This is a genomic window from Parasphingorhabdus sp. NYA22 (assembly GCF_976973735.1).
In genome coordinates, this window is the sequence record NZ_OZ333477.1 from 43,323 (window position 1) to 63,778 (window position 20,456).

Consider the following 20,456-nt stretch of genomic DNA (forward strand, 5'->3'; position numbering starts at 1 on the left):
GGGCCTTCGCCGGTGCGGATCTGGCAACGCGAACGGCTAGCCCTTCTTCGCAATGCCCTTCGCCAATATACCATTGGCAATATCGGCAATCTGAACCGCCGATTTCTCTTCACTCCAAATCCCGTAGCGCATGCCCAGGAAAACATTCATTCCCATGATCGCCCAGGCATGAGCCTCCTCCAGTCCGCCGCGAAAATCGCCGGCGGCCGTGCCCTCCTGCAGGCGTTCGTAGATACGCATTGCCGTTTCTTCATAATGTGAACGGTAGCTTTGCGGGTCGACAAATTCGGACTCGTCGATGATCCGGTAGATTTCCTTATGCTCGCGGGCAAAGTTCATAAACGCCTCGAGCGCCATCTTCTCCCGTTCGAGCGCGTCCTGCCATTCGGTCATTGCTCCCGCGGCATGGCTTTTCACCCGCGTGCTCATATCCTTGACCAGCGCGCTGAACAGCTCGTCCTTGGAATCGAAATAGGTGTAAAAACTGCCGAGCGCGGTGCCGGCCCGTTGCGTGATTCCGGTGATCGAGGCTTCGTGAAAGCCCTTCTCGCCAAATTCCAGCGCCGCCGCATCCAGCAATTTGCGTTTGGTCTTCAGCCCGCGTGCTGTGCGCGGCTGTTTGCCTTTAGACTCAGTATGTTCGGTATATTCAGTGGCCATAATGTCACGGCTAACCGCATTTCACCGGATAAGCAAATTTCTAAGTTGAATAATGGTTCAACTTTCAATATAGGCCCGGCATCGACCTGGAAATGCCAGGCATATATTCAAGGAGGATGCTTTCATGAAATTTCAGCACACCGTTAGCTATGCAGCGATCATCACAGGTCTGGCGGGCGGGCTAATCGCTCCTGCCACGGCCAATGCCCAGACATCCGAATCGGCCACTCAAGGCGGCGATGATGGCGTCATTATCGTCACAGCCCGCCGCCGCGAAGAGCGACTGGTCGACGTTCCGCTCTCGATCACATCGATCAGCGGCGACGAACTTGCCGCCACCGGCGTTCAGGACATTACCGAAATTGGCCAGGACGTTCCGAACCTGACACTGGAAGTTTCGCGGGGAACCAACACCACCCTCACCGCCTTCATCCGCGGCGTCGGCCAGCAGGATCCGGTCGCGGGCTTTGAAGCCGGTGTCGGCCTCTATGTCGACGATGTCTACCTCAACCGGCCGCAGGCTTCGGTCCTGGATATCTATGATGTCGAGCGGATCGAAGTGCTGCGCGGACCGCAGGGCACACTCTACGGGCGCAACACCATTGGCGGCGCGATCAAATATGTTTCCAAGCGCCTGCCGGATGATGTGGCGGTCAAGATCCGCGGGACCTATGGCTCTTATGACCAGGCAGACCTGGTGGTAACCGCTTCCGCGCCGATCACCGACAATCTGCGCATCGGCGCCAGCGGCGCCCGGCTCAGCCGCGGCGGCTTCGGCGACAATCTGGTGCAGCCTGGTGTTGAAAATTACAACAAGGATGTCTGGGCCGCGCGCGGCAGCATGGAATATGAAAATGACGGTTTCTTTGTCCGTCTGTCCGGCGACTATGTCCGCGATGAGAGCGACCCGCGCCAGGGCCACAGGTTGATACCCAGCCTGCTGACCGGCGCACCGGTTCTGGATGATGTCTATGATACCAGGGCCGGCCTGACGGTACCCGAGCAACTGGTCGAAGCTTATGGCGGCGCGTTGTTGATCGAAGCGCCTGTGTCGGACAATATCACCCTGAAAAGCATCACCGCTTACCGGAAAGACAGTTCTGCTTCCAATATCGACTTTGACAGCTTGCCTTCGGCAGATCTTGACGTCCCGGTCATATATAAAAATGACCAGCTCAGTCAGGAATTCCAGATTCTCTACGAGAGCGACAAGCTTAACGGCGTGCTCGGTGCCTATTATCTCGATGCCAGCGCATTCAATGTCTTCGACGTACTATTGGGAACAACCGGCACTCTTATCGGCTTGCCCGGTCTCAATGCCCAGACGCTCGGCGATGTCGATACCAAAACCTGGTCGATATTCGGTGATTTCACCTATGATGTTTCCGATCATCTCAGCCTGTCGGTTGGCGGTCGCTACACCAGTGACAAGCGCAGCTCGCGGATTTTGCGGACTACGTTCATCAGCGGTTTGTCCGACCAGTTTGACGGTTCCGGCATTCCGATTGCGGTGACCTCCGACTTTTCCGGCAGCGATACGTTCAAGGAATTTACCCCGCGTGCCTCGGTCAGCTGGAAGCCGGATGAGAATAACAATATCTACTTCACCTATTCGCGCGGCTTCAAGGGCGGCGGATTTGATCCGCGCGGCCAGACCAGCGCGACACCGGACTTTAATCTCGACGGCACGGTTTCCGCTGCTGAAATTTTCGACTTCCTGCAGTTCGATCCGGAAACCGTCGACAGCTATGAACTGGGCTGGAAAAGCTCGTTGCTCGACAACCGCCTGAATATCAGCGTCGCCGTGTTCAAGGGTGACTATAAGGATGTCCAGATCCCGGGCTCGGTCGGAGTCGATACAACAGGCGATGGTATCAATGACAGCTTTGCCGGCATCACCTCCAACGCAGCCAGCGCCGACGTCAACGGCTTTGAATTTGAAGGCCGGGCGCTGGTCGGCAAGGATTTTGCCGGAGCCGGCAGCCGCTTCAACTTTCACTGGGCAATCGGCTATCTCGATGCGAAATATAACACGTTCATCGATGCATTCGGCAATGATGTCGCAGACCAGCGCGTGTTCCAGAACACCCCGGAATGGACCGGCAGCATGGGCTTCAATCTTGGCCTGCCTGTCGCCAGCGGGATATTGAATCTGAACAGTTCGATATCCTTCCGCAGCGATGCCAGCCAGTTTGAATCGCCCAATCCGTTCCTCGACCAGGACGGCTTCTCGCTGGTCGATGCCAGCCTTGTCTATAATGACGACAGCGACCGTTTCTCGATCGGCGTGCACGGCAAGAATCTGTTCGACAAGCGCTACAAGGTTGCAGGCTATAATTTTGTAGCCGGTGGTCAGAATGGTGCACCGTTCGTGTCGACCCTGGGCCTGGAAGGCACTTTGACAGGCTTTTTCGGCGATCCACGGCGGATCTTTGTTACCGGCGAGGTCCGGTTCTAGGACGGAAAATTATGGCTGAAGACAATCGGCAGGCGGCACCGGCATCATCCGGTCCGCCTGCCTATCGCGACCATGTCTACCGCAGCGCAGACAACCGGCTGGACCTCTATGCCCGCATCTATGACGGGGAAGGTTCGCCGCTGCTGCTGATGCACGGGCTCACCCGGAACAGCGGTGATTTCGAAGCGCTGGCCGAACATCTGGCCGGACAATATCAACTGATCATCCCCGACCAGCGTGGCCGGGGACGATCAGACTACGACCCCGATCCGGAAAATTACACGCCCGCCGTCTATGTCGAGGATATGTTTGCCCTGATTGACGGGCTGAAGCTCGAAAATATGGGCATGATCGGCACCTCGATGGGCGGGCTGATGGCGATCATGATGGCGGCCATGGCTCCTGCACGGTTTGACAGCCTGATCTTGAACGATATCGGGCCAGCGGTGGAGGCGGCAGGTCTTGCACGGATCCAAAGCTATATAGGCCGGATGGAACCCTTTGACAGCTGGCAGCAGGCCGCCGATCATAGCCGCTCCGTCCATGGCGAATTCATGATCGGATTTGAGGCACAGGATTGGCTGGCATTCGCGCGCCATACCTGTCAGGAATTGCCGGATGGCGAAATATCGTTCGCTTATGACCCGGCGATTTCGGAAGGCCTTTCGGGCAGCGAACAAAGCGCCGTTCCTCCTGATCTCTGGGCGACTTGGGACATATTGTCAGCCCTGCCTGTTTTGGTTGTCCGTGGTGCGCTTTCCGACATTCTTTCTCCTGCAACCGTCGCGCAAATGAAACGTCGGCATCCGGAGAATTTCCGCGCTGTAGACATAGAAAATCGCGGCCATACGCCAATGCTCGATGAACCCGATGCTCTGGCCGCGATCGATAGCTTCTACAAGGAATTGGGGCATTAAATGGCAGGCCAACAAAACGTAAAAAGCCGGACGACTTCACCCAATATCGCGCTCGGCATGTTGCTGCTGGTCTATATTTTCAATTTTGTCGACCGCCAGATACTGGCGATTCTCGCGGGGCCGATTCAGGCCGATCTGGGCTTGAGCGACACCCAGATGGGGCTGCTCGGCGGCATTGCTTTCGCCTTACTCTATTCGACGCTCGCAGTACCGCTCGCCTGGGTCGCGGACAAGACCAGCCGCAGCTGGGTTATCACCATTTCGCTGGCGATCTGGAGCGGTTTTACCGCGCTGACCGGACTGGCGCAGGGTTTCTGGTCGATCTTTCTGGCACGGCTGGGCGTCGGCATCGGCGAAGCGGGCGGCGTTGCCCCTTCCTATGCGCTGATCTCCGACCATTTCCCTAGCGAGAAGCGGGCGCGGGCCTTGTCCATCTATTCGCTTGGAATTCCGTTGGGATCGGCCACCGGGGTGATCGCGGGCGGTTATATTGCCGCCACCGTCGACTGGCGTCTGGCCTTTTTTGTCGTCGGGCTTACCGGCGTGCTGATCGCGCCCTTGTTCAAATATTTCGTCCGCGACAAGGTTAAAGCGCCGGTATCTGCCGACCAAACTGTGTCCTCTTACAGCTTCAAGGGCACCGTGGTTCTGCTGGCGGGAAAGAAGGCTTTCTGGTTTCTAGCCTTTGGCGCGGCTTCCAGTTCGATGCTTGGCTATGGCATTGCCTTCTGGTTGCCCAGCTTGCTGCAGCGCAGCTTTGGCCTGAGCCTGATCGATACATCGTTGTTCTTTGGCGCTATCCTGCTGATCGGCGGCGTTGCCGGCGTATTGGGCGGCGGCATGATCGGCGACTGGCTGGGGCGGAAAGACAAAGCGGCTTATGGACTGGTTCCAGCGGCCGCTTTCCTGCTTGCAGTGCCGCTGTTCGCCGCCGGTATCATGAGCGGTTCGGCGACCGTCGCCTTCATCCTGTTCCTGATTCCGCAGGCGCTGGCTTATTTCTGGCTTGGCCCCGTCCTCTCTGCGGTCCAGCATCTGGTTCCGGCGGATGCACGCGCCACCGCTTCGGCGCTGTTCCTGCTGATCAACAATCTGATCGGTATCGGCGGCGGGATATTCTTCCTCGGTGCGCTTTCCGACAGTCTGACACCGATCTACGGAGAAGACGGTCTGCGCTACTCGATGCTCTATTCGCTGGTCTTCTATGTCATCGCAGCAGCTCTGATGGCGCTCGCCGCCAAGCCGCTGCGCAGCGAGTGGATCGCAGAAGGCTGATCGGTCAGGCTCGACTGCCTCGTTTCGATTTCTTCAGTCGCTCATGATCGCATTATGTTTCAGCGTCTGTTTTTCCAGAGCCGCTTCAAACGCTTTCTCCAGCTTGGCCATCATCACCGGAAAGCCCTGGCGATCGACAAAGGCAAGCGGATCCCCGGCCTTCTGACGCTCCCGCTTTTCTGCCAAGCCGGAAAATTCGGGGTGATTGGTCAGGAAGATATCGGGATTCCAGTCTTTGGTCATCGCAAATGTCTTGCGGTAATCCGCGACTATTCCTGGATATTGCGGTGGTCCGACCAGCCGGTTGGCAGCGACCGTCGCCGAACAGAAAATTAGCGCCTGATAGGTTGCACCGCCCTGCATGATCGGGACGGTCCAGGTCGTGCAGCCGCGGCTATGTCCCGGCGTGATGCGCGCGGTGAGCGTGACATCGCCCAGCTTCACTTGCTCACCGTCTGCAATGATCCGGTCAACCTCGACCGGCGGTGCGTTCATCGCGCTGTCATCCTCGGAACCCAGATAGAATCCGCCTTCCAGGGCGGACCGGTCACCTTCGCTCGCAACCAGTTTCGCACCGGTCAGAGCCTTCAATTCGGCGAGACCGCCGCTGTGATCCAGATGGGCGTGGCTGTTGAGCAGGATTTTTACATCAGCCGGATCAAAGCCGAGCTTGCGGATCGCATCGGCTACATATCGTCCCTCGCCCGGCATCCCTCCGTCAATCACGATATGGCCAGCATCGGTGGGGATAAAATACATGCCGAGCCCCTCGGTTCCGACAAAATACAGACCCTTCTTGCCGCTGCCCATGATTTGATAGGGTTCGACGGCGGCGTACCAGCTGGGAAAGTTTTGCTGCCAGTCAAACTGTTCCGGAATCTCGTCATCAACCGGATTGGCGATGCTATCCAGCGGCTCTGTATCAGGCCTGTCTGTTTCGGGCGGAGCCATAGCTGCATCCTGCTCCACCGGGGCACAAGCCGCCAGCGTTCCTGCCATTAATCCCGCTGTCCACCGCATGTCTCTCTCCTCCGTTGCATCACGTGCTAAGGAGTCACGGATGAATGCGCAATGTCCGCGCTATCTTTCGAAATACTGAACCGTTTCGTCATCCATCGGGAACATCAGCTCGATCCTTGTCTCTCCGGCTCTGGTGTCCTGCACGGAACCGAATTGCGCGATCACCGAGAAGAGCGACAGGCGGTTTTCACCGATCCGGAAGATGGTCGGAATCACCGCCTGGTTGAGATTGATCGATCCCATATCGACCTTCTTGATCCGTTCGTGCGACGCCAGCCGTCTGGCCAGTGCGGACAGTTGATCATCGCCACCCAGTTCCAGTATCTCGGTGCGCAGGCGGGACAGGGAGAGGATCGCGACCTCGTCCCAATTCTCGATCAGGTCGAGACCGGCGCATTTGATCAATATGTCGATCAGATTGGCCGGCCCGTCGGGGCTGGCCATCGCGAGGATCATCTGTGCGCCCTTGTTGCTGCCGACGATATTCCAGTGGCGATCGAGGGCATAGCCGGGAAAGGGGTCATGATGGTCGAGCATCGAGGCGATCGCCTGATTGACCGGGGCCAGTTCGGGCGCGTCTGCGGAAAGACTGGGATAGACAGGCGCGAAGCCCGCCGCATTGAGCGCCTGATTGGCGGCAGGGCGAGGCAGCTGCAACGCTTCGGAAAGGCGCAGCACCATCTCACGACTGGGATTGGCGCGACCGGATTCGAGAAAACTCAGATGGCGGGCGGACATTTCGGCTTCGAGGCTGAGGTCGAGCTGGCTGAACCGGCGCGTCTTGCGCCAGTCTTTCAATATCGCACCAAATTCCGACGGCATGATCGTCTCCCTCATCCTGTCCTTAGCCTCACCAACCGATAGCATGAATCGCGCCCCATGCACTTACCCGAGAGGTAATTGTTTTGATGACCACCACATGCTTTACCGGTGATGAAACCGAATGAGGAGAAGATCATGTCACCACAAGCCACTGGCCGTTATATCCGTATCGTCGGTAGTTTTTCCATATTGGTCGCCATATTATTTGCCTTCGCCGGAGTGAATGATTTTACCGGCGCCAATGATATATTCTTCCACCTCGCATCCTCCGGCGGCAATGGCGTTGCCGGGCTGGATACGCCGGAAGCGAAAATGGCGATGGCAATTGCGGGCGGCGTATTTGCCGGCCTGATGGCCATGTATGTCTTCATCACCGCGCCGGGTGTAGAACAGGGTAGCGAGCTGATCCGCAAGGGTTCAATCACCACATTTCTGGTCTGGTTCGTTGTCGACAGCACCGCGTCGGTGGCATCCGGCAATGCGCCAAATGTCATCCCCAATATTATATTTCTGGTCGTCTATCTGGCACCCTTGCTGCTGGTGAAACGCACGGCCTGAAACGCCAGTGCGCCGCATCAAGTGCGGAGCACATTACCCCGGCGCTAGGACCGTCCGTTCACATCCTTGACCCACGGACCAAAGGGCGAATTGCCGAGCATCGCGATCTGGGTCTGGGCGCTGACCTGATTGATCGCCTGCTGCGGTTTGGGCCCTGGATGGACGGGCAGGCGTAACGGGCGCCTGCCTTGTGCCATGGCGATTGTCAGCGCAATCCCGCGGGGTACATCCATTGGATCGGTCGAACCGCCGCCGTTGCGCAGCGCGCCGTCAACTAGCTGCTGATAGGCCGCCTTGCGTTCGTCATCGGCGCGCTCCAGCATCGGTGCCGTATATTGATTGCCGTTTTCCCAGATCTTGGTCGGGAAGCCGCCGGGCTGGACGATGGTAACATCGACGCCATGCGGCACCAGTTCATACGCCAGTTGCTCGCTCATCGATTCGACTGCAAATTTGGTCGAACTATAGAATCCCATGCCCGGCACCATCACCCGGCCGAGCTGCGACGAGATATTGACGATCAAACCGGATTTCTGCGCGCGCATTTTCGGCAAAGCGGCACGAGCGACCCGCTGATATCCCATGACATTGGTGTCGAACAGCAACTGCATCGTCTCGAGATCCTGCAATTCAACCGGCGCGCCGGTGCCGATCCCGGCGTTATTGACGACAACATCAAGCGCGCGACCGTTCAGCCGTTCCGCTTCCGCAACAGCCTTGTTCACTGAGTCTTCCGACAGCACATCCAGTTCAAGGATAGTGATATCCAGATTATTATCCTTCGCCACCTTTGCCAGCGCCTCTCCTTCGGCGCGCGGCAGATTGCGCATGGTGGCAAATACTTTCGCGCCAAGTTCGGCATAGAGTTTCGCGCCGAGATTGCCGAAGCCAGACGAACAGCCGGTGATCAACACCGATTTGCCGGTCAGGTCCGGCTTGTCAGTCAAATCGGAACTGCTATCGGCGGCGGTCGCCGTACCGGCGGTCAGCGCCACACCGGTTGCGGCAGTTGCAGCAAGCAGCTGACGGCGGTTGAGAGACGGCACACGGGTTTGCTCGGTCATTATCGGACTCCTCAATATCAGATTTCATGCTACACGATCACAATATAAGTTCCAGAAGGAAACGGAACAGCGGGAGAGCGATATGCGGATTACAAAAGCCAGCGAAGCGGTGGGCGCGATTGTCGAGGATGTCGATGTCACCAAACTGAGCGATCAAGAGTTTTCTGACATCCGTCGCGCCTTTCTCGACCACGGCACATTATTCTTTCGTGACCAGAAGCTCACCCCCGAAGACCATATTGCCTTCGCCAAGCGCTGGGGCGCGATCGACCTTAACCGCTTTTTCAAGCGGCGCGAGGGCTATCCGGAAATCGCCGAGGTTCTCAAGGAACCGGACCAGCAGCTCAATATCGGCGGCGGCTGGCATACCGATCACAGCTATGATGACGCGCCTGCAATGGGATCAATCCTCTACGCGCTGGAAATCCCGCCGAGCGGTGGCGATACGTTATTCGCCGGCATGGCAGCTGCCTATGCAGCGCTCGACGATACGATGAAGGACCGGATCAAGGACCTGAAAGCGCGACACGGCAATGCGCATGTGTTCGGCGAGGAAAGCCCCTATCGCAAGGCGGTCGGCGACCGCTACACCAATGCCGATCAGGCGGGACAGACGGCGATCCATCCGGTGGTACTCGCCCATCCCGAAACCGGGGAGAAGGGGCTCTATGTCAATCCGGGCTTCACGCTGGAGATTGTCGATATGGATCCGGCGGAAGGTCAGGCGCTTCTGCAGGAACTATACGCCCATATCATGCAGGACCGCTTCCACCATCGCCATGTCTGGCGCGAGGGCGATCTGGCGATGTGGGATAACCGTTCGACCTGGCATTATGCCATGAACGACTATCAGGGACACCGGCGCTATCTGAACCGGATCACGCTCGAGGGTGTGGCTCTGGCGTAGGCTGTCCTTCGGGGATCAGACCGCGAAACCCAGAACCAGAAAGGTGACGGTTCCCAACGCCAGTGAAACGAGGGTTTTGCGGCGATAGGGCTTTGCCAACAGTCCGACGATCAACCCGCCGACGATGACCAGAAACAGGGCGATGCCGGCAATCAGCTGATAGGTTTTGAAGATCGCGGGGCCATGGCCCTTGTGCAATTCCATCATCGCATATTGGAAGCCGGGCTTGTGCAGAGAGGCCTGCAACCCGTCGGGCGTCTGGTTGATCCGGGCAAAAGTGCGCGAAGTCGGTCGGGTCGTCATATCTCCCCCACGACTGCGCACGCTTTCAATATCGAGATGGATATTCTGCGCGGCGAGAATCGTGCCGATATCCTGTTTCAGCGTCGGGCTGTCCGGGTCGATCTGCGTGCCGACCGGCAGTTCGATCGGAATATCCTCGATCGCGGGATCGACCCCGGCCAGCTTGAGCGCGCCGGTTGTGCCAACCATCAGAAAGGACGGGGCCAGAAATGCGGCCAGGAACAGATGAACCAATATCAGCAGGTTCCGGGTTTTGACTTTATTCACTCATCTATTCCTGAACGTTTGAACCGGCTGGTCAATTTCGAGAAGCCTAGAAGCAGTTTCTCCCTGTCGGAGCAACCGATCATTTCGCCGAGCAGCCCATGAAAATGGTCGGGCTCGCGCTGTACCACCGCCGTGGTCAAATCGAGCATCAGCATCTCGTCATAGCTTGTCTGCTGGCAGCAGGGCCGATGCACGGCCATCGGCTCGGGCCAGCAATCATGCATCAATTCGATAATATGGGCAAAATGGCGCGCCGAGATTTCATCGCCCAATTGCCTCACCAGATAGGGTTTCGGATCCTGGCGCTTTCTCCACGCCAGCACCGCAATCCGCATCGCGACAACTATCCGCATTTGCGCAGCGGGCAAGGCGGCGATCCTGGGGGTCGCGGCCAGCGATTGCGCAAATGCGGATATCGGCTCCGACATTAATAGTCTGCTGATGCCGGAGCTGTCTGTGCAGAGCTTTGCGCGGGTCGCTTGCCAGTTGCGACCCGTATCAGCGACCGCGCTTCGTCCACTGCAGCAGCCTCGGTTAACTCGCCGTCGGAAATCTCCGTGCCCATGGTCAACAGGCGTCCGCTGATCACGGTTCCGGTGTGCGCTTCTTCCTCGACGGTGACCCCGCCACTGGCAGCGATTGCGGCATCCCATTCGGCCCGTACCTGCTCCCAATAGGATTTGGTTTTCGCCCAATAGTCATCAGCCGCGCTGACGCTATAGCCGTCGAATTTCGTGTAAGTGTTGAGCACCGATTCCTGGACATAGGGTACGGCCTTGCCATCGACCGTCTTCATCTTTGTATTGTCCTGCCAGTGGATCCAGCCGCCGGGCATCGGCTGATGCCGGTTGATGGACTGATAATGGTCATAGACCGGATCGCGCACGGCATCGCGGCGCGCCAGCGGCCGCGCCGTCCAGTCGCTGGTCCAGCTGCGCAGTCCATTTACCGTCTGCCATTTTCCCACACCGCCATAGCGGGGGCTGTCATCGACCTGCCAGACGGTTTGCGACCAGCTGCCCTGACGCTCGGACTGCGAAACATCCTTGTTCACCCATGTACCAGAATCGGCATAGACCAGCACCTGCGCAGGCTCATAGGTCCAGTCCTGCCGCCAGTGTTTGATGATGAAGCTTTCCCCTTCATGCTCGGCAACCAGAAGATGCTGCAGGACGATCTCCCTGCCCGTGTCCTTGATGACGCGCACGCTTTCATGGCCGCCGGAAATCTTCGCCTTGATCGGTTCATAGTCTTCCCGCCAGGACGTGGTCTCCGACATGTCGAATCTGACCTTATAGTCTCCGGCCATCGCCAATATGTCGGCACGGTCCTGTTCGAAGGACGCCTGCGTCGCCGTTGCCGCCAGTTGCGGCTGATCGCCAGCGGCCAGAGCCGGTGACGTTGCCATTGCCAGAGCGAACAGGGCTGCTCCCAATTGTGTTGTCAGTTTCAGTTTCATGATAGTTTCTCCCCCAAGGATTAGAATGACAGGCTGATCGAAATGCTAGCGTTGCGGCCCGGCTGGGTGAACGCGTCAAGGATGTCGGACGTCGCCGCCAGCCCCCTGACATCGCTCCAAAGCGCATATTTCTGGTCAGTGATGTTGAATATGCCCGCCCGGATCTTGGCATTTTCGGTAATCCGGACAAAGGCGGTCGCGTCGAGGATCGCCGATTCTTTCGGCCGGAAACAGGTGGCGGCGCATACGCCGACCGTTTCGTTGAATTCCTTCTGCGCGTTATAGCTCAGGATCACTTCGCCGCCGAAGGCCCCGCTCGGTTCGCGATAGCCCAGACCCACAATCGCGTTGATCGGATCGATCGTGGAGAGTGATGCCGGAGGATTGTTGGGCGATTTTACCGTACCGTCGGCAAAGGCTATGGCAAAGCGCGCACGAACGCCGTTTTCCGCTTCATAGCTCGCCTTGGCTTCGACGCCTTTGACGGTCACATTGTCGAGATTGACGAACTGGTAGAGCGCCGGATCACTGGGCGTGAAGCTGCCGGACACCTGTTCCTGGCTGATAAAGTCGGAATAGTCGGCGGTGAAGGCGGTCAGCGACAGGCTGATATTATCGGTGGCGTAGCGAATGCCCGCTTCAAAACTGTCGCTGGTTTCCGGGCCGAGGTCCGGATTGGCCAAAGAGGAATAGCCAAAGGCCAGATTCTCGAAGAAATTATTGACCTGGCTCGGGGTTGGCGCCCGGAACCCGCGCGCATAATTGCCGAACAGACGGACATCGCCAAGTTTGACCACGGCGCCCAGCTTCGGTGACAGTTTTGATCCATCCTGCCCGCTCGGCGTGAAGCTTGGCAACAGCGGATCGTCGGTCGGATTCAGGTCGTAAAAATCATAGCGCAATGCTGGATATAGCGTCAACACGCCACCGCCGAATTCGATCGCGTCTCCCAGATAGAAGCCGCCCAGCGTGAAGTCGGTCTTTGGAAAGGCCCGCGTCGGGAAGACTTCGCCAAACGGTGGCTCGGTGCCGTCGCGCAGACCGGCTTGCTCGGTTTTGCTGATATCACCGCCGAAGGTAAGCGTGTGCTTGATCGAACCGGTTTCAAAGCTGGACCGGAAATCGGCGACCGCGCCAATCACTTCATTGTCGAACGTGTTCAGCCTTTCCCGATCCGGGCGCGGGGTGGCCGAGGTTGGCGTGCGCTCTTCCAGAGCAAATTGCAGGTCCTGACCATCCTGCCAATAGGCGGCGAGATGGGCATAGTCGATAAAGCCGGAGCCATCTTCACCCGCATCATAAGTATAATCGATCGATACCCGGCTGCGTTTGGTGTCGTCCTGCGCGGTCAGATTGTCGACGATCCAGCTGGGGGTTGGTCCGAACAGAAATACAGGCCCACGCCCGGACAATATGTCGGAGGAAAGATCGCGTTCGAGATATTCACCGGTCAGGCGCAGTTTGTGCGAGCCGTTGCTCCAGACCAGCTTGCCGAGAAATGCATTGGACTTCCCGTCCTGCGGATTCGGCGTGGTGCGGGTTGCGTCTTCAGTATCGACCGTTCCCTTGTTATCAAGCTCTTCAAAATCGCGCCGGGAATAAGCCAGCATCGCCGAGAAATCGCCAGCCTGTCCGGCGAGCGCCACAGTCTCGGAAAATTCCTGATCGGCTGAACTATATTGCGCCCGGGCGAAGCCGCCAAAGCTATTGCCGTCGCTGATAAAGTCGACCGGGTCAGAGGTGATAAAGCTGACCGCGCCAGATAGCCCATCGCTGCCATATAGGGCCGAGGCGGGGCCGCGGAGGATTTCGACAGACTTGATCAGTCCGACATCGGTGGCATTGCCGCGCCCGACCTCCTGCGCGCCAAAGGTGAAACCCTGGGGCGAGCGGATGCCGTCTACTTGAATGAGCACACGATTACCGCCGATACCGCGAATGTTGAAATCTTCATTGCCAGCCCTGCCCGTGGTGCCCAGAGCCGCGCCAAAGCGCGCCGGTGCCCGGCGGACCGTTACGCCCGGTTCAAACCGCACAATGTCGCGGACATCGGTCGCCATTTCATCGGCAATCTGCTCCTGATCGATCACCGTAACCGTAGCGGGCGCATCCTCGACCTGTACTGGCGAGCGGGTCGCCGTCACCGTGATCGTGTTGTCATCCTCGAAACCGGACGCATCGTCACCCGCGGCCATGGCCGCCTGGGAAAAGCCTAATGCCAGAAAACTGCATGTAAGCGCAGCTCCCCGATGACGGAAGTTCGGTTTCATGAATTGTGCCCCTGTTTTATTGATAATGCGAATGATTCTCATTCTTAATTAGGGAGCTTGATCACAGACTGTCAAACGGTAATTGAAATTTAATTGAAAATGGCGTCCGGTCGCGCCAGCCACCTTGTAGTTTCGACACTAGTGGGGCAATCAGCGTAGCATGACATCGGGGATCAGGAATTTCAGCGAATGGGTTGGCCGCTGGCTGGCCTTGATCAAAACCGGACCGATCATCGCGGGCCTGCTGGTCGTTATCGCTATCGCGGCGATACAATTTGCTGCCATAGCGGGATTTGACCGGCTCGGCCTGATGGTTTTCGACAGCTACCAGAACGCCGCGCCGCGCGCGTATCAGGATGCGGGCGTGCGGATTATCGACATTGACGAGGAATCGGTCGAGCGGCTGGGTCAATGGCCGTGGTCGCGGACCGAGATCGCCAAGCTGACGCAAAGACTGTCCGACGCCGGCGCTGCGGCGATTGCCTTTGATATCGTCTTTTCCGAACCCGACCGGACGTCGCCGCGTCAGATTGTCGCGCGCTTGCCGCAAGATGAGGGCAATGCAGATCTGCTGCGCTCGCTCTCCGACCTGCCCGACAATGACGATATATTGGCCGACAGCTTTGCTCTGGCACCGGTGGTCGGTGGATTTTTCCTGCTTCACGAGGACCGTGGTGATCCGATCGAACTGCCGACCGGCATGGCGGTACTCGGCTCGCCACCCAGCGGGCAGGTGGAACAATATCAGGGCACAGTGCAATCGCTGCCACAACTGCAACAGGCGTCGGCCGGACTGGGTTCGCTGAGCATCGTCGGTGACGCCGACGGAATATTGCGCAGAGCGCCGCTGGTGTTTTTCCACAAAGGCAAGCTGGTGCCGTCACTATCGCTCGAAGCCTTGCGGGTGGCGCAACAGGCGGGATCGATTCTGGTCAAGACCAGCGATGGCAGCGGCGAGACCGCTGGCGCGCCCGGAGCCATTGTCAATCTGAGGGTCGGGGATTTTGAAGTACCGACCACCGCCGCTGGCGAATTGTGGATGCACTTTAGCGAGCCGGCACCGCAGCGCACGATCCCGGCGTGGAAGCTGCTGTCCGACGATATATCGGAAGAGGAAATACGCGCCGCGGTCGAAGGGCAGATTGTCTTCATCGGAGCCAGTGCCACCGGATTGCGCGATCTGATCTCGACCCCGCTGAACGAGAATGAACCGGGCGTAACCGTCCACGCCCAAGCAGCGGAACAGATGATCCTCGGCGAGTTTCTGACCCGCCCCGACTGGGCACCGGGCATGGAATTTTTCCTGATCCTTTTGCTCGGTGGCGGGCTCGCTCTTTTGCTGCCGGGCGCGGGTGCCATGATCGGCGCCGCAATCGGAACCGTCGCGACGGTGGCGGTTGCCGCCGGTAGCTGGCTGGCCTTTGACCGGTTGCACTATTTGCTCGATCCGACATGGCCGATCATCACGTTGATACTGGTTTACGCGGTACAAACCCTACTGAGTTTCCGCCAGGAGGAACAGCAACGGGCCTATATCCACACCGCCTTTGACCGCTATCTCTCGCCCGAGATGGTCCGGCAGATTGCCGCCAATCCCGAACGGTTGCAACTCGGCGGTGAAGAGCGCGAGATGACGGTCCTTTTCTGTGACATCCGCGGCTTCTCCAGAATATCGGAACAATATGATCCGAAGGAAGTGATCAACTTCCTCACCGGCTTCCTGACCCCGATGTGCAATATATTGCTGGAGAGAAAGGCGACGGTCGACAAATTTATCGGCGACGCCATTCTCGCCTTCTGGAACGCGCCGCTCGATGATCCGGACCAGTTCCGCAACGGCGCGCGGGCGGCGCTGCAAATGGTCAACAGTCTCGAGCGGCTCAACCGGGAGCTGCCGCAAAAGCCGGGACAGGTCTGGCCGCCCGATGTAAAAATCGGGATCGGCATGAACGCCGGTCTGTGCTGCGTCGGCAATATGGGATCGCAGCAGCGGTTATCCTACACATTGATCGGTGACACGGTGAATATCGCGTCCCGCTTTGAAGGACTGACCAAACAATATGGCGTGCAGATCCTGATTGGTAGCGCGCTCGCCGCGCAACTGGACGGCTTTGCCTTGCTCGAACTGGACCGCGTCAAGGTCGTGGGCCGCGACGCGTCGGATACGGTTTACGCATTGCTCGGAGACGAAACGCTCAACCGGGATCCGGCCTACCGGATACTTCAAAGCTGCCATGATGAATTTCTGACCCTCTATCGGGCGCAGAATTGGGCCGGGGCCAGCGATATCCTGGATCAGCATGAAGCGGCGTACAATGAAGCTGGTCTCTCCGTGCTCGTCGCGGTTTACCGCCAGCGGCTCGAGCAACTCTCAAAAGGCCCGGTCAATGCCGACTGGGACGGTGTCTTCGAAGCAACCAGCAAATAAGTCTTTACCCGGCTCTTTACCCTAGCAAGCGGGCCCGCCTGCATTCGAATTTGTGCATTCTTCAGCGCCGCCGCCGGGCAACAAAAGCCCGATACCAACGCCAATGATCGCGGCTGGTATCAACGCTTTCAGCAGGCCGCTTTTGCCGGCACTGGCGACTTCCGGTGCGAGCGCATCCTGCAATTTCGACAGGCCGCTTGCCGAGAGCTTGAACGGACCAATCGGTTGCGCGCCCGGCCGGGGGATATAGGCCGCAAGGATCGGTTGATCCAGCGTCACGGTTTTCCCGGCAGCGCTGACTTCTGCCAATCCGATGTCCAGATCACCGCTGCGATTAGCACCCGGTCCCCGCAGAACTACGAGCATAGCGCTATCCTTGTCGCCCTTCACGCCGTCCAGAAACGGTTCCTTCTTCGCAATTGCGACGGCCTCTTTTCCGACCACGCCATCGAGAGCGGTTCCGCGGATACCGATGGTACCGACAGAACTGCTGACCGAGGCAGAAGATTTCTTGGACTTGCGGCCGGACATGAAGCGGAAAGCACCCTTACTGACGGTCGCGGTGAGGGAGCGTTCTTTGCCCGGATCATAAACAAAGCGATCTATCGTCAACCGGGCGTTGGACCCGATGGTCAGGCTGGACCGATCGAGCAACAATATCTGCAACTTGCTCTTTTTCCTGGTGGTCAGCTGATCGCCCCAGGCCAGACGCTGGCGGCGCGGTATCTTGACCGCCTTTTTGGTCGTCGCGTTGCTCATCCGGACATCACCGACAACGGTGGCGGCGATCCCGACCTGGACCGGCGCGGAGGCGGCCGGAGCCATGGCGAAGAATAGCAGGGCCGGTGCCAGCAGGGCGGATTTGATCGACAGGGATTGAAAGGATATCATGGTCTATTCCTTGTCCGCCAACGGGCATAATTTCATGACATCCGCCCACAGTTCCGGGGCAAAATTCTTTTGCTTCAATTTTCCGATTTCGACAGCACCGCCCAATTGATCGTCAATCTTGCACAGGTTTACCGCGTGCAGCAGCCGCGCGCTGTCCGATTTGGGGTGGAGCGCCAATACCCGTTCGAGCGTAGCAATCGCCTCGAGATACTCACCGCGCGCCGATTGTTCCTGGGCAAAGGCTATGCCTTTCTCCTCGTCGACCGCGACTTCCGCCATCGCATCCAGTTCGGGAATTGTTTCCGCATAAACGGCGGTGACCGGCTGTGCGAAGATGAAGATCGCAGCTGCCAAGCCCTTGATATATTCGTGTTGCAAAGCCAGCTTCTCCTGTTTCATCCGGATTTATAGCATAGATCCCAATGGTTTGCTATCATCACCCGCGGCCATCTTGGCCTAGAAAAGCCTAGTGCTGGAAAACTGAGCTCAGATGCGGCCCCCCGAAGACGGAAGTTCGTTTTCACAAATTGCGCCCGTGTTTTATTGATAATGCGAAATCGCGTTCTTAACGAAAGAGCTTGCTCTGCCAGACACGGTATGTCCGGACGTGCCTGCGCAAATATTATATTCTAGGATTGGACGAATTTGGGCCGGGTCCGGTTGGCAAAGGCGACCAGCGAAAGCATCACCGGCACTTCCACCAACACACCGACCACAGTCGCGAGCGCCGCGCCGCTTCCCAGTCCGAACACGCCAATAGCCACGGCCACGGCCAGTTCAAAGAAATTGGAGGTGCCGATAAGGGCGCAAGGAGCCGCAACATTATGCGGTAGTTTCCAGGCCCATGCGGCGGCATAGGTGACGAAGAATATGCCATAGCTCTGGATGATGATCGGCACCGCGATCAGCGCAATCAGCAACGGCTGCGTCACAATGGTCTGCGCCTGGAATGCGAATAGCAGCACCACCGTGACCAACAGTCCCAGCACGGAAAGCGGTTTGACCCGTCCGGTAAATGCGGTGATGGCCGCCTCCCCGTCGCTTGACCGGGCCAGCAAGCTCCGGCGAGTCAACGCGCCGGCTACCAGCGGAATCACGACATAGAGCAGCACCGACAGCAGCAGGGTTTCCCACGGCACCGCTATGTCGGTGACGCCCAGCAACAGGGCAACAATTGGCGCGAAGGCAAAGATCATGATGATGTCGTTCACCGAGACCTGCACCAGCGTGTAAGCGGGATCGCCTTTGGTCATTTGCGACCAGACAAAGACCATCGCCGTGCAGGGCGCGGCGCCGAGCAGGATCAGGCCGGCGATATATTGCTGCGCATCATCGGGGGAAATCAGGCCCGAATATATATATTGGAAGAACAATACCGCCAGCGCCGCCATGGTAAACGGCTTGATCAGCCAGTTGACGATTATGGTTATGAACAGGCCCTTGGGCTTTTTGCCGATATTTTTGAGGCTGGCAAAATCGACGCCGACCATCATCGGGTAGATCATCGCCCAGATCAGCACCGCCACCACCAGATTGACCGAGGCATATTCCAGCCGGGCGAGAATGACGACCGCATCGGGCGCGATATTGCCGATCAACAAGCCTAGCAATATCGCGGCGCTGACCCAGACGGAAAGCCATTTTTCAAACAGCCCCAGTCCGGCATCATCATTGGTATTAAGCGGTTGTGTCGCCATTTTTTATACCTCGGCTTTTTCTGCGCCAATTTCTTTGAGCCGGTTCTGCAGACTCATTCTATCGATACTTTCCAGCGGCAAGGCCAGAAACAGGCTGATCCGGTTGAACATCATGCGATAGGCTTCGGTAAAGGCGGCGCGCTTTTCCGCCTCGCTACCGGTAACCGCTGCAGGATCGGCGATGCCCCAATGGGCAGTCATCGGCTGTCCCGGCCAGACCGGGCAGGTCTCGCCAGCGGCATTGTCGCAAACGGTAAAGACAAAATCGAGTTCGAGGGCATTTTCTCCTGAAAACTCGTCCCAGTTTTTCGAGCGCAACTCTTCGGTTGGATGGCCCATTATCTTGAGCAGATCGAGCGAATAGGGATGAACCTTGCCGGCCGGATTGCTGCCTGCGCTATAGGCTTTGAAACGCCCATGGCCTTCGCTTTCCAATATCGCTTCCGCCAATATCGACCGGGCAGAATTGCCGGTGCAGAGAAACAGCGCGTTATAGACCCGCTCGCTCATGACATGGCTGCTTTTGACGGAGCGCAGCAGCTGGTTTCCGACGCATTATTTGAAACAGCCGACAGTTCGGGCTCATCGCCATAGATGACGGATTCACCGTTGGTGTAAAAAGCTTCCCACACAACCCCGTCGGGATCAGCGATCCAGCTTTTCTCGGACTGGGCGTAGCAGCAGGTGGTCTGCCCCTCTTCCAGGACCGGCGCATTGGCTTTGCGCAGACGGGTGAAGACCTGCTGCAACTCATCCTCGCTTTCGGCCTGGATGCCGAGATGTTCGATGCCCTTGCTCGCATGATTTTCTGACGAGATGGCAAAATTGACGCGCGGATCATCGAGCATCCATTTGGCATAATCATCTTTTGTCACCGTCGGCTCGGCGTCAAACAGCGTCGAATAGAATTTGATCGAGGCGTCGAGATTGTCGACGCCGACATGAATGTGCATCCGTTTCATTGGCAGAGCCTTTCAAGCTGGTTGGTAATGGGTGCGCAATCCTCACCGGAACAGCAATTTTCCAGCAGGAAAGCGATCAGGCCGTTCATCACCGCGAGATTGGCGCGATAAATTATCAGACGGCTGTCGCGCTTTGAAGAGACAAGATCCGCGCGAGACAGAATCGACAAATGCGAAGACATGGTGTTTTGCGGGACGTCCAGCCGCTTGGCTATCTCCCCCGCCGGCAGGCCCGTCGGTTCGTGACGCACCAGCAGCCTAAACACATCCAGCCGGGTATTTTGCGCGAGCGCGCCGAGCGCCTCTATTGCTTTAATCGAATCCATATATCTGTATATGTAGATATATGGATGGTTTGTAAAGCGGGAATCGGATCACCGCTTCCTGCTCCGGCTTTTCGTCGGGAAATGATGATTGTAGCCGGCCGCTTTGACAGACGCTTGTCGAACCCCGCTGCCCTCTTTAGAGACGGGAATCAAATCTCCCTTACGCGATGGA

Annotated in this window: 20 protein-coding genes; 6 read left to right on the forward strand and 14 right to left on the reverse strand. The window is 57.9% G+C overall.

Going from position 1 to position 20,456, the window contains the following annotated elements; all coding sequences use genetic code 11:
• Positions 1–36: 36 nt before the first annotated feature.
• The gene (locus tag ACWFTY_RS00200; RefSeq protein WP_447525391.1) at positions 37–660 is read right to left on the reverse strand and encodes a TetR/AcrR family transcriptional regulator; all 624 of its coding nucleotides are present in this window, start codon (positions 658–660) and stop codon (positions 37–39) included.
• Between the two features lie 124 nt (positions 661–784).
• Between ACWFTY_RS00200 and ACWFTY_RS00205 the strand changes: the two genes are divergently transcribed.
• Genes ACWFTY_RS00205 through ACWFTY_RS00215 form a run of 3 tightly spaced genes read left to right on the forward strand, consistent with a single transcriptional unit; the run spans position 785 to position 5,310 of the window.
• Positions 785–3,118, forward strand: a complete 2,334-nt coding sequence (locus ACWFTY_RS00205) for a TonB-dependent receptor (RefSeq protein WP_447525392.1) — start codon at positions 785–787, stop codon at positions 3,116–3,118.
• An 11-nt stretch (positions 3,119–3,129) separates the two neighbouring features.
• Positions 3,130–4,035 carry an alpha/beta fold hydrolase gene (locus tag ACWFTY_RS00210; RefSeq protein ID WP_447525393.1) on the forward strand — a complete coding sequence of 302 codons (906 nt, stop codon included), beginning with the start codon at positions 3,130–3,132 and terminating at the stop codon, positions 4,033–4,035.
• Positions 4,036–5,310, forward strand: coding sequence for a spinster family MFS transporter (locus tag ACWFTY_RS00215; protein WP_447525394.1), 1,275 nt, complete (start codon positions 4,036–4,038; stop codon positions 5,308–5,310).
• A gap of 33 nt (positions 5,311–5,343) precedes the next feature.
• Here the strand turns inward: ACWFTY_RS00215 and bla are convergent, their stop codons facing one another.
• Entirely contained in the window at positions 5,344–6,330 is a 987-nt protein-coding gene (gene bla, locus ACWFTY_RS00220; protein ID WP_447525395.1) for a subclass B3 metallo-beta-lactamase, read from the reverse strand.
• Positions 6,331–6,390: 60 nt separating this feature from the next.
• Positions 6,391–7,152, reverse strand: coding sequence for an MmyB family transcriptional regulator (locus tag ACWFTY_RS00225; RefSeq protein ID WP_447525396.1), 762 nt, complete (start codon positions 7,150–7,152; stop codon positions 6,391–6,393).
• Between the two features lie 135 nt (positions 7,153–7,287).
• Here ACWFTY_RS00225 and ACWFTY_RS00230 point away from each other — a divergent pair, with 135 nt between their 5' ends.
• On the forward strand, positions 7,288–7,710 hold the full coding sequence (locus ACWFTY_RS00230; RefSeq protein ID WP_447525397.1) for a hypothetical protein: 423 nt from the start codon (positions 7,288–7,290) through the stop codon (positions 7,708–7,710).
• Positions 7,711–7,754: 44 nt separating this feature from the next.
• Here the strand turns inward: ACWFTY_RS00230 and ACWFTY_RS00235 are convergent, their stop codons facing one another.
• Positions 7,755–8,774 (reverse strand): SDR family oxidoreductase, encoded by a 1,020-nt coding sequence (locus ACWFTY_RS00235; RefSeq protein WP_447525398.1) that lies wholly within the window; start codon positions 8,772–8,774, stop codon positions 7,755–7,757.
• Between the two features lie 82 nt (positions 8,775–8,856).
• Here ACWFTY_RS00235 and ACWFTY_RS00240 point away from each other — a divergent pair, with 82 nt between their 5' ends.
• Positions 8,857–9,681 (forward strand): TauD/TfdA dioxygenase family protein, encoded by an 825-nt coding sequence (locus ACWFTY_RS00240; protein ID WP_447525399.1) that lies wholly within the window; start codon positions 8,857–8,859, stop codon positions 9,679–9,681.
• 15 nt (positions 9,682–9,696) lie between these two features.
• Here ACWFTY_RS00240 and ACWFTY_RS00245 read toward each other — a convergent pair whose 3' ends face one another.
• The 4 genes from ACWFTY_RS00245 to ACWFTY_RS00260 are packed head-to-tail and all read right to left on the reverse strand — an operon-like array spanning position 9,697 to position 13,980.
• The gene (locus tag ACWFTY_RS00245; protein WP_447525400.1) at positions 9,697–10,251 is read right to left on the reverse strand and encodes a hypothetical protein; all 555 of its coding nucleotides are present in this window, start codon (positions 10,249–10,251) and stop codon (positions 9,697–9,699) included.
• Entirely contained in the window at positions 10,248–10,679 is a 432-nt protein-coding gene (locus ACWFTY_RS00250; RefSeq protein ID WP_447525401.1) for a hypothetical protein, read from the reverse strand. The genes ACWFTY_RS00245 and ACWFTY_RS00250 overlap by 4 nt, the downstream gene beginning before the upstream one ends.
• Positions 10,679–11,710: a DUF6607 family protein gene (locus ACWFTY_RS00255; RefSeq protein WP_447525402.1), complete on the reverse strand. Its 1,032-nt coding sequence runs from the start codon at positions 11,708–11,710 to the stop codon at positions 10,679–10,681. Before ACWFTY_RS00255 ends, ACWFTY_RS00250 begins: the two co-directional genes overlap by 1 nt.
• Positions 11,711–11,730: 20 nt before the next feature.
• Positions 11,731–13,980: a TonB-dependent hemoglobin/transferrin/lactoferrin family receptor gene (locus ACWFTY_RS00260; RefSeq protein ID WP_447525403.1), complete on the reverse strand. Its 2,250-nt coding sequence runs from the start codon at positions 13,978–13,980 to the stop codon at positions 11,731–11,733.
• 160 nt (positions 13,981–14,140) lie between these two features.
• On the opposite strand from ACWFTY_RS00260, the gene ACWFTY_RS00265 reads away from it, so the two are divergent.
• On the forward strand, positions 14,141–16,408 hold the full coding sequence (locus ACWFTY_RS00265) for a CHASE2 domain-containing protein (RefSeq protein ID WP_447525404.1): 2,268 nt from the start codon (positions 14,141–14,143) through the stop codon (positions 16,406–16,408).
• Positions 16,409–16,429: 21 nt separating this feature from the next.
• On the opposite strand, the gene ACWFTY_RS00270 is transcribed toward ACWFTY_RS00265, so the two are convergent.
• The 6 genes from ACWFTY_RS00270 to ACWFTY_RS00295 form a co-directional block, all read right to left on the reverse strand.
• Positions 16,430–17,299: a FecR domain-containing protein gene (locus tag ACWFTY_RS00270; protein ID WP_447525405.1), complete on the reverse strand. Its 870-nt coding sequence runs from the start codon at positions 17,297–17,299 to the stop codon at positions 16,430–16,432.
• A 3-nt stretch (positions 17,300–17,302) separates the two neighbouring features.
• On the reverse strand, positions 17,303–17,698 hold the full coding sequence (locus tag ACWFTY_RS00275; protein ID WP_447525406.1) for a hypothetical protein: 396 nt from the start codon (positions 17,696–17,698) through the stop codon (positions 17,303–17,305).
• A 230-nt stretch (positions 17,699–17,928) separates the two neighbouring features.
• Positions 17,929–18,996 (reverse strand): ACR3 family arsenite efflux transporter, encoded by a 1,068-nt coding sequence (arsB, locus tag ACWFTY_RS00280; protein WP_447525407.1) that lies wholly within the window; start codon positions 18,994–18,996, stop codon positions 17,929–17,931.
• A 3-nt stretch (positions 18,997–18,999) separates the two neighbouring features.
• Entirely contained in the window at positions 19,000–19,506 is a 507-nt protein-coding gene (locus ACWFTY_RS00285) for an arsenate reductase ArsC (RefSeq protein ID WP_447525408.1), read from the reverse strand.
• Complete coding sequence (locus ACWFTY_RS00290; protein WP_447525409.1) at positions 19,503–19,958, reverse strand: ArsI/CadI family heavy metal resistance metalloenzyme; 456 nt, start codon at positions 19,956–19,958, stop codon at positions 19,503–19,505. Before ACWFTY_RS00290 ends, ACWFTY_RS00285 begins: the two co-directional genes overlap by 4 nt.
• Positions 19,955–20,284 (reverse strand): ArsR/SmtB family transcription factor, encoded by a 330-nt coding sequence (locus ACWFTY_RS00295; protein WP_447525410.1) that lies wholly within the window; start codon positions 20,282–20,284, stop codon positions 19,955–19,957. The genes ACWFTY_RS00290 and ACWFTY_RS00295 overlap by 4 nt, the downstream gene beginning before the upstream one ends.
• Positions 20,285–20,456: the final 172 nt, after the last annotated feature.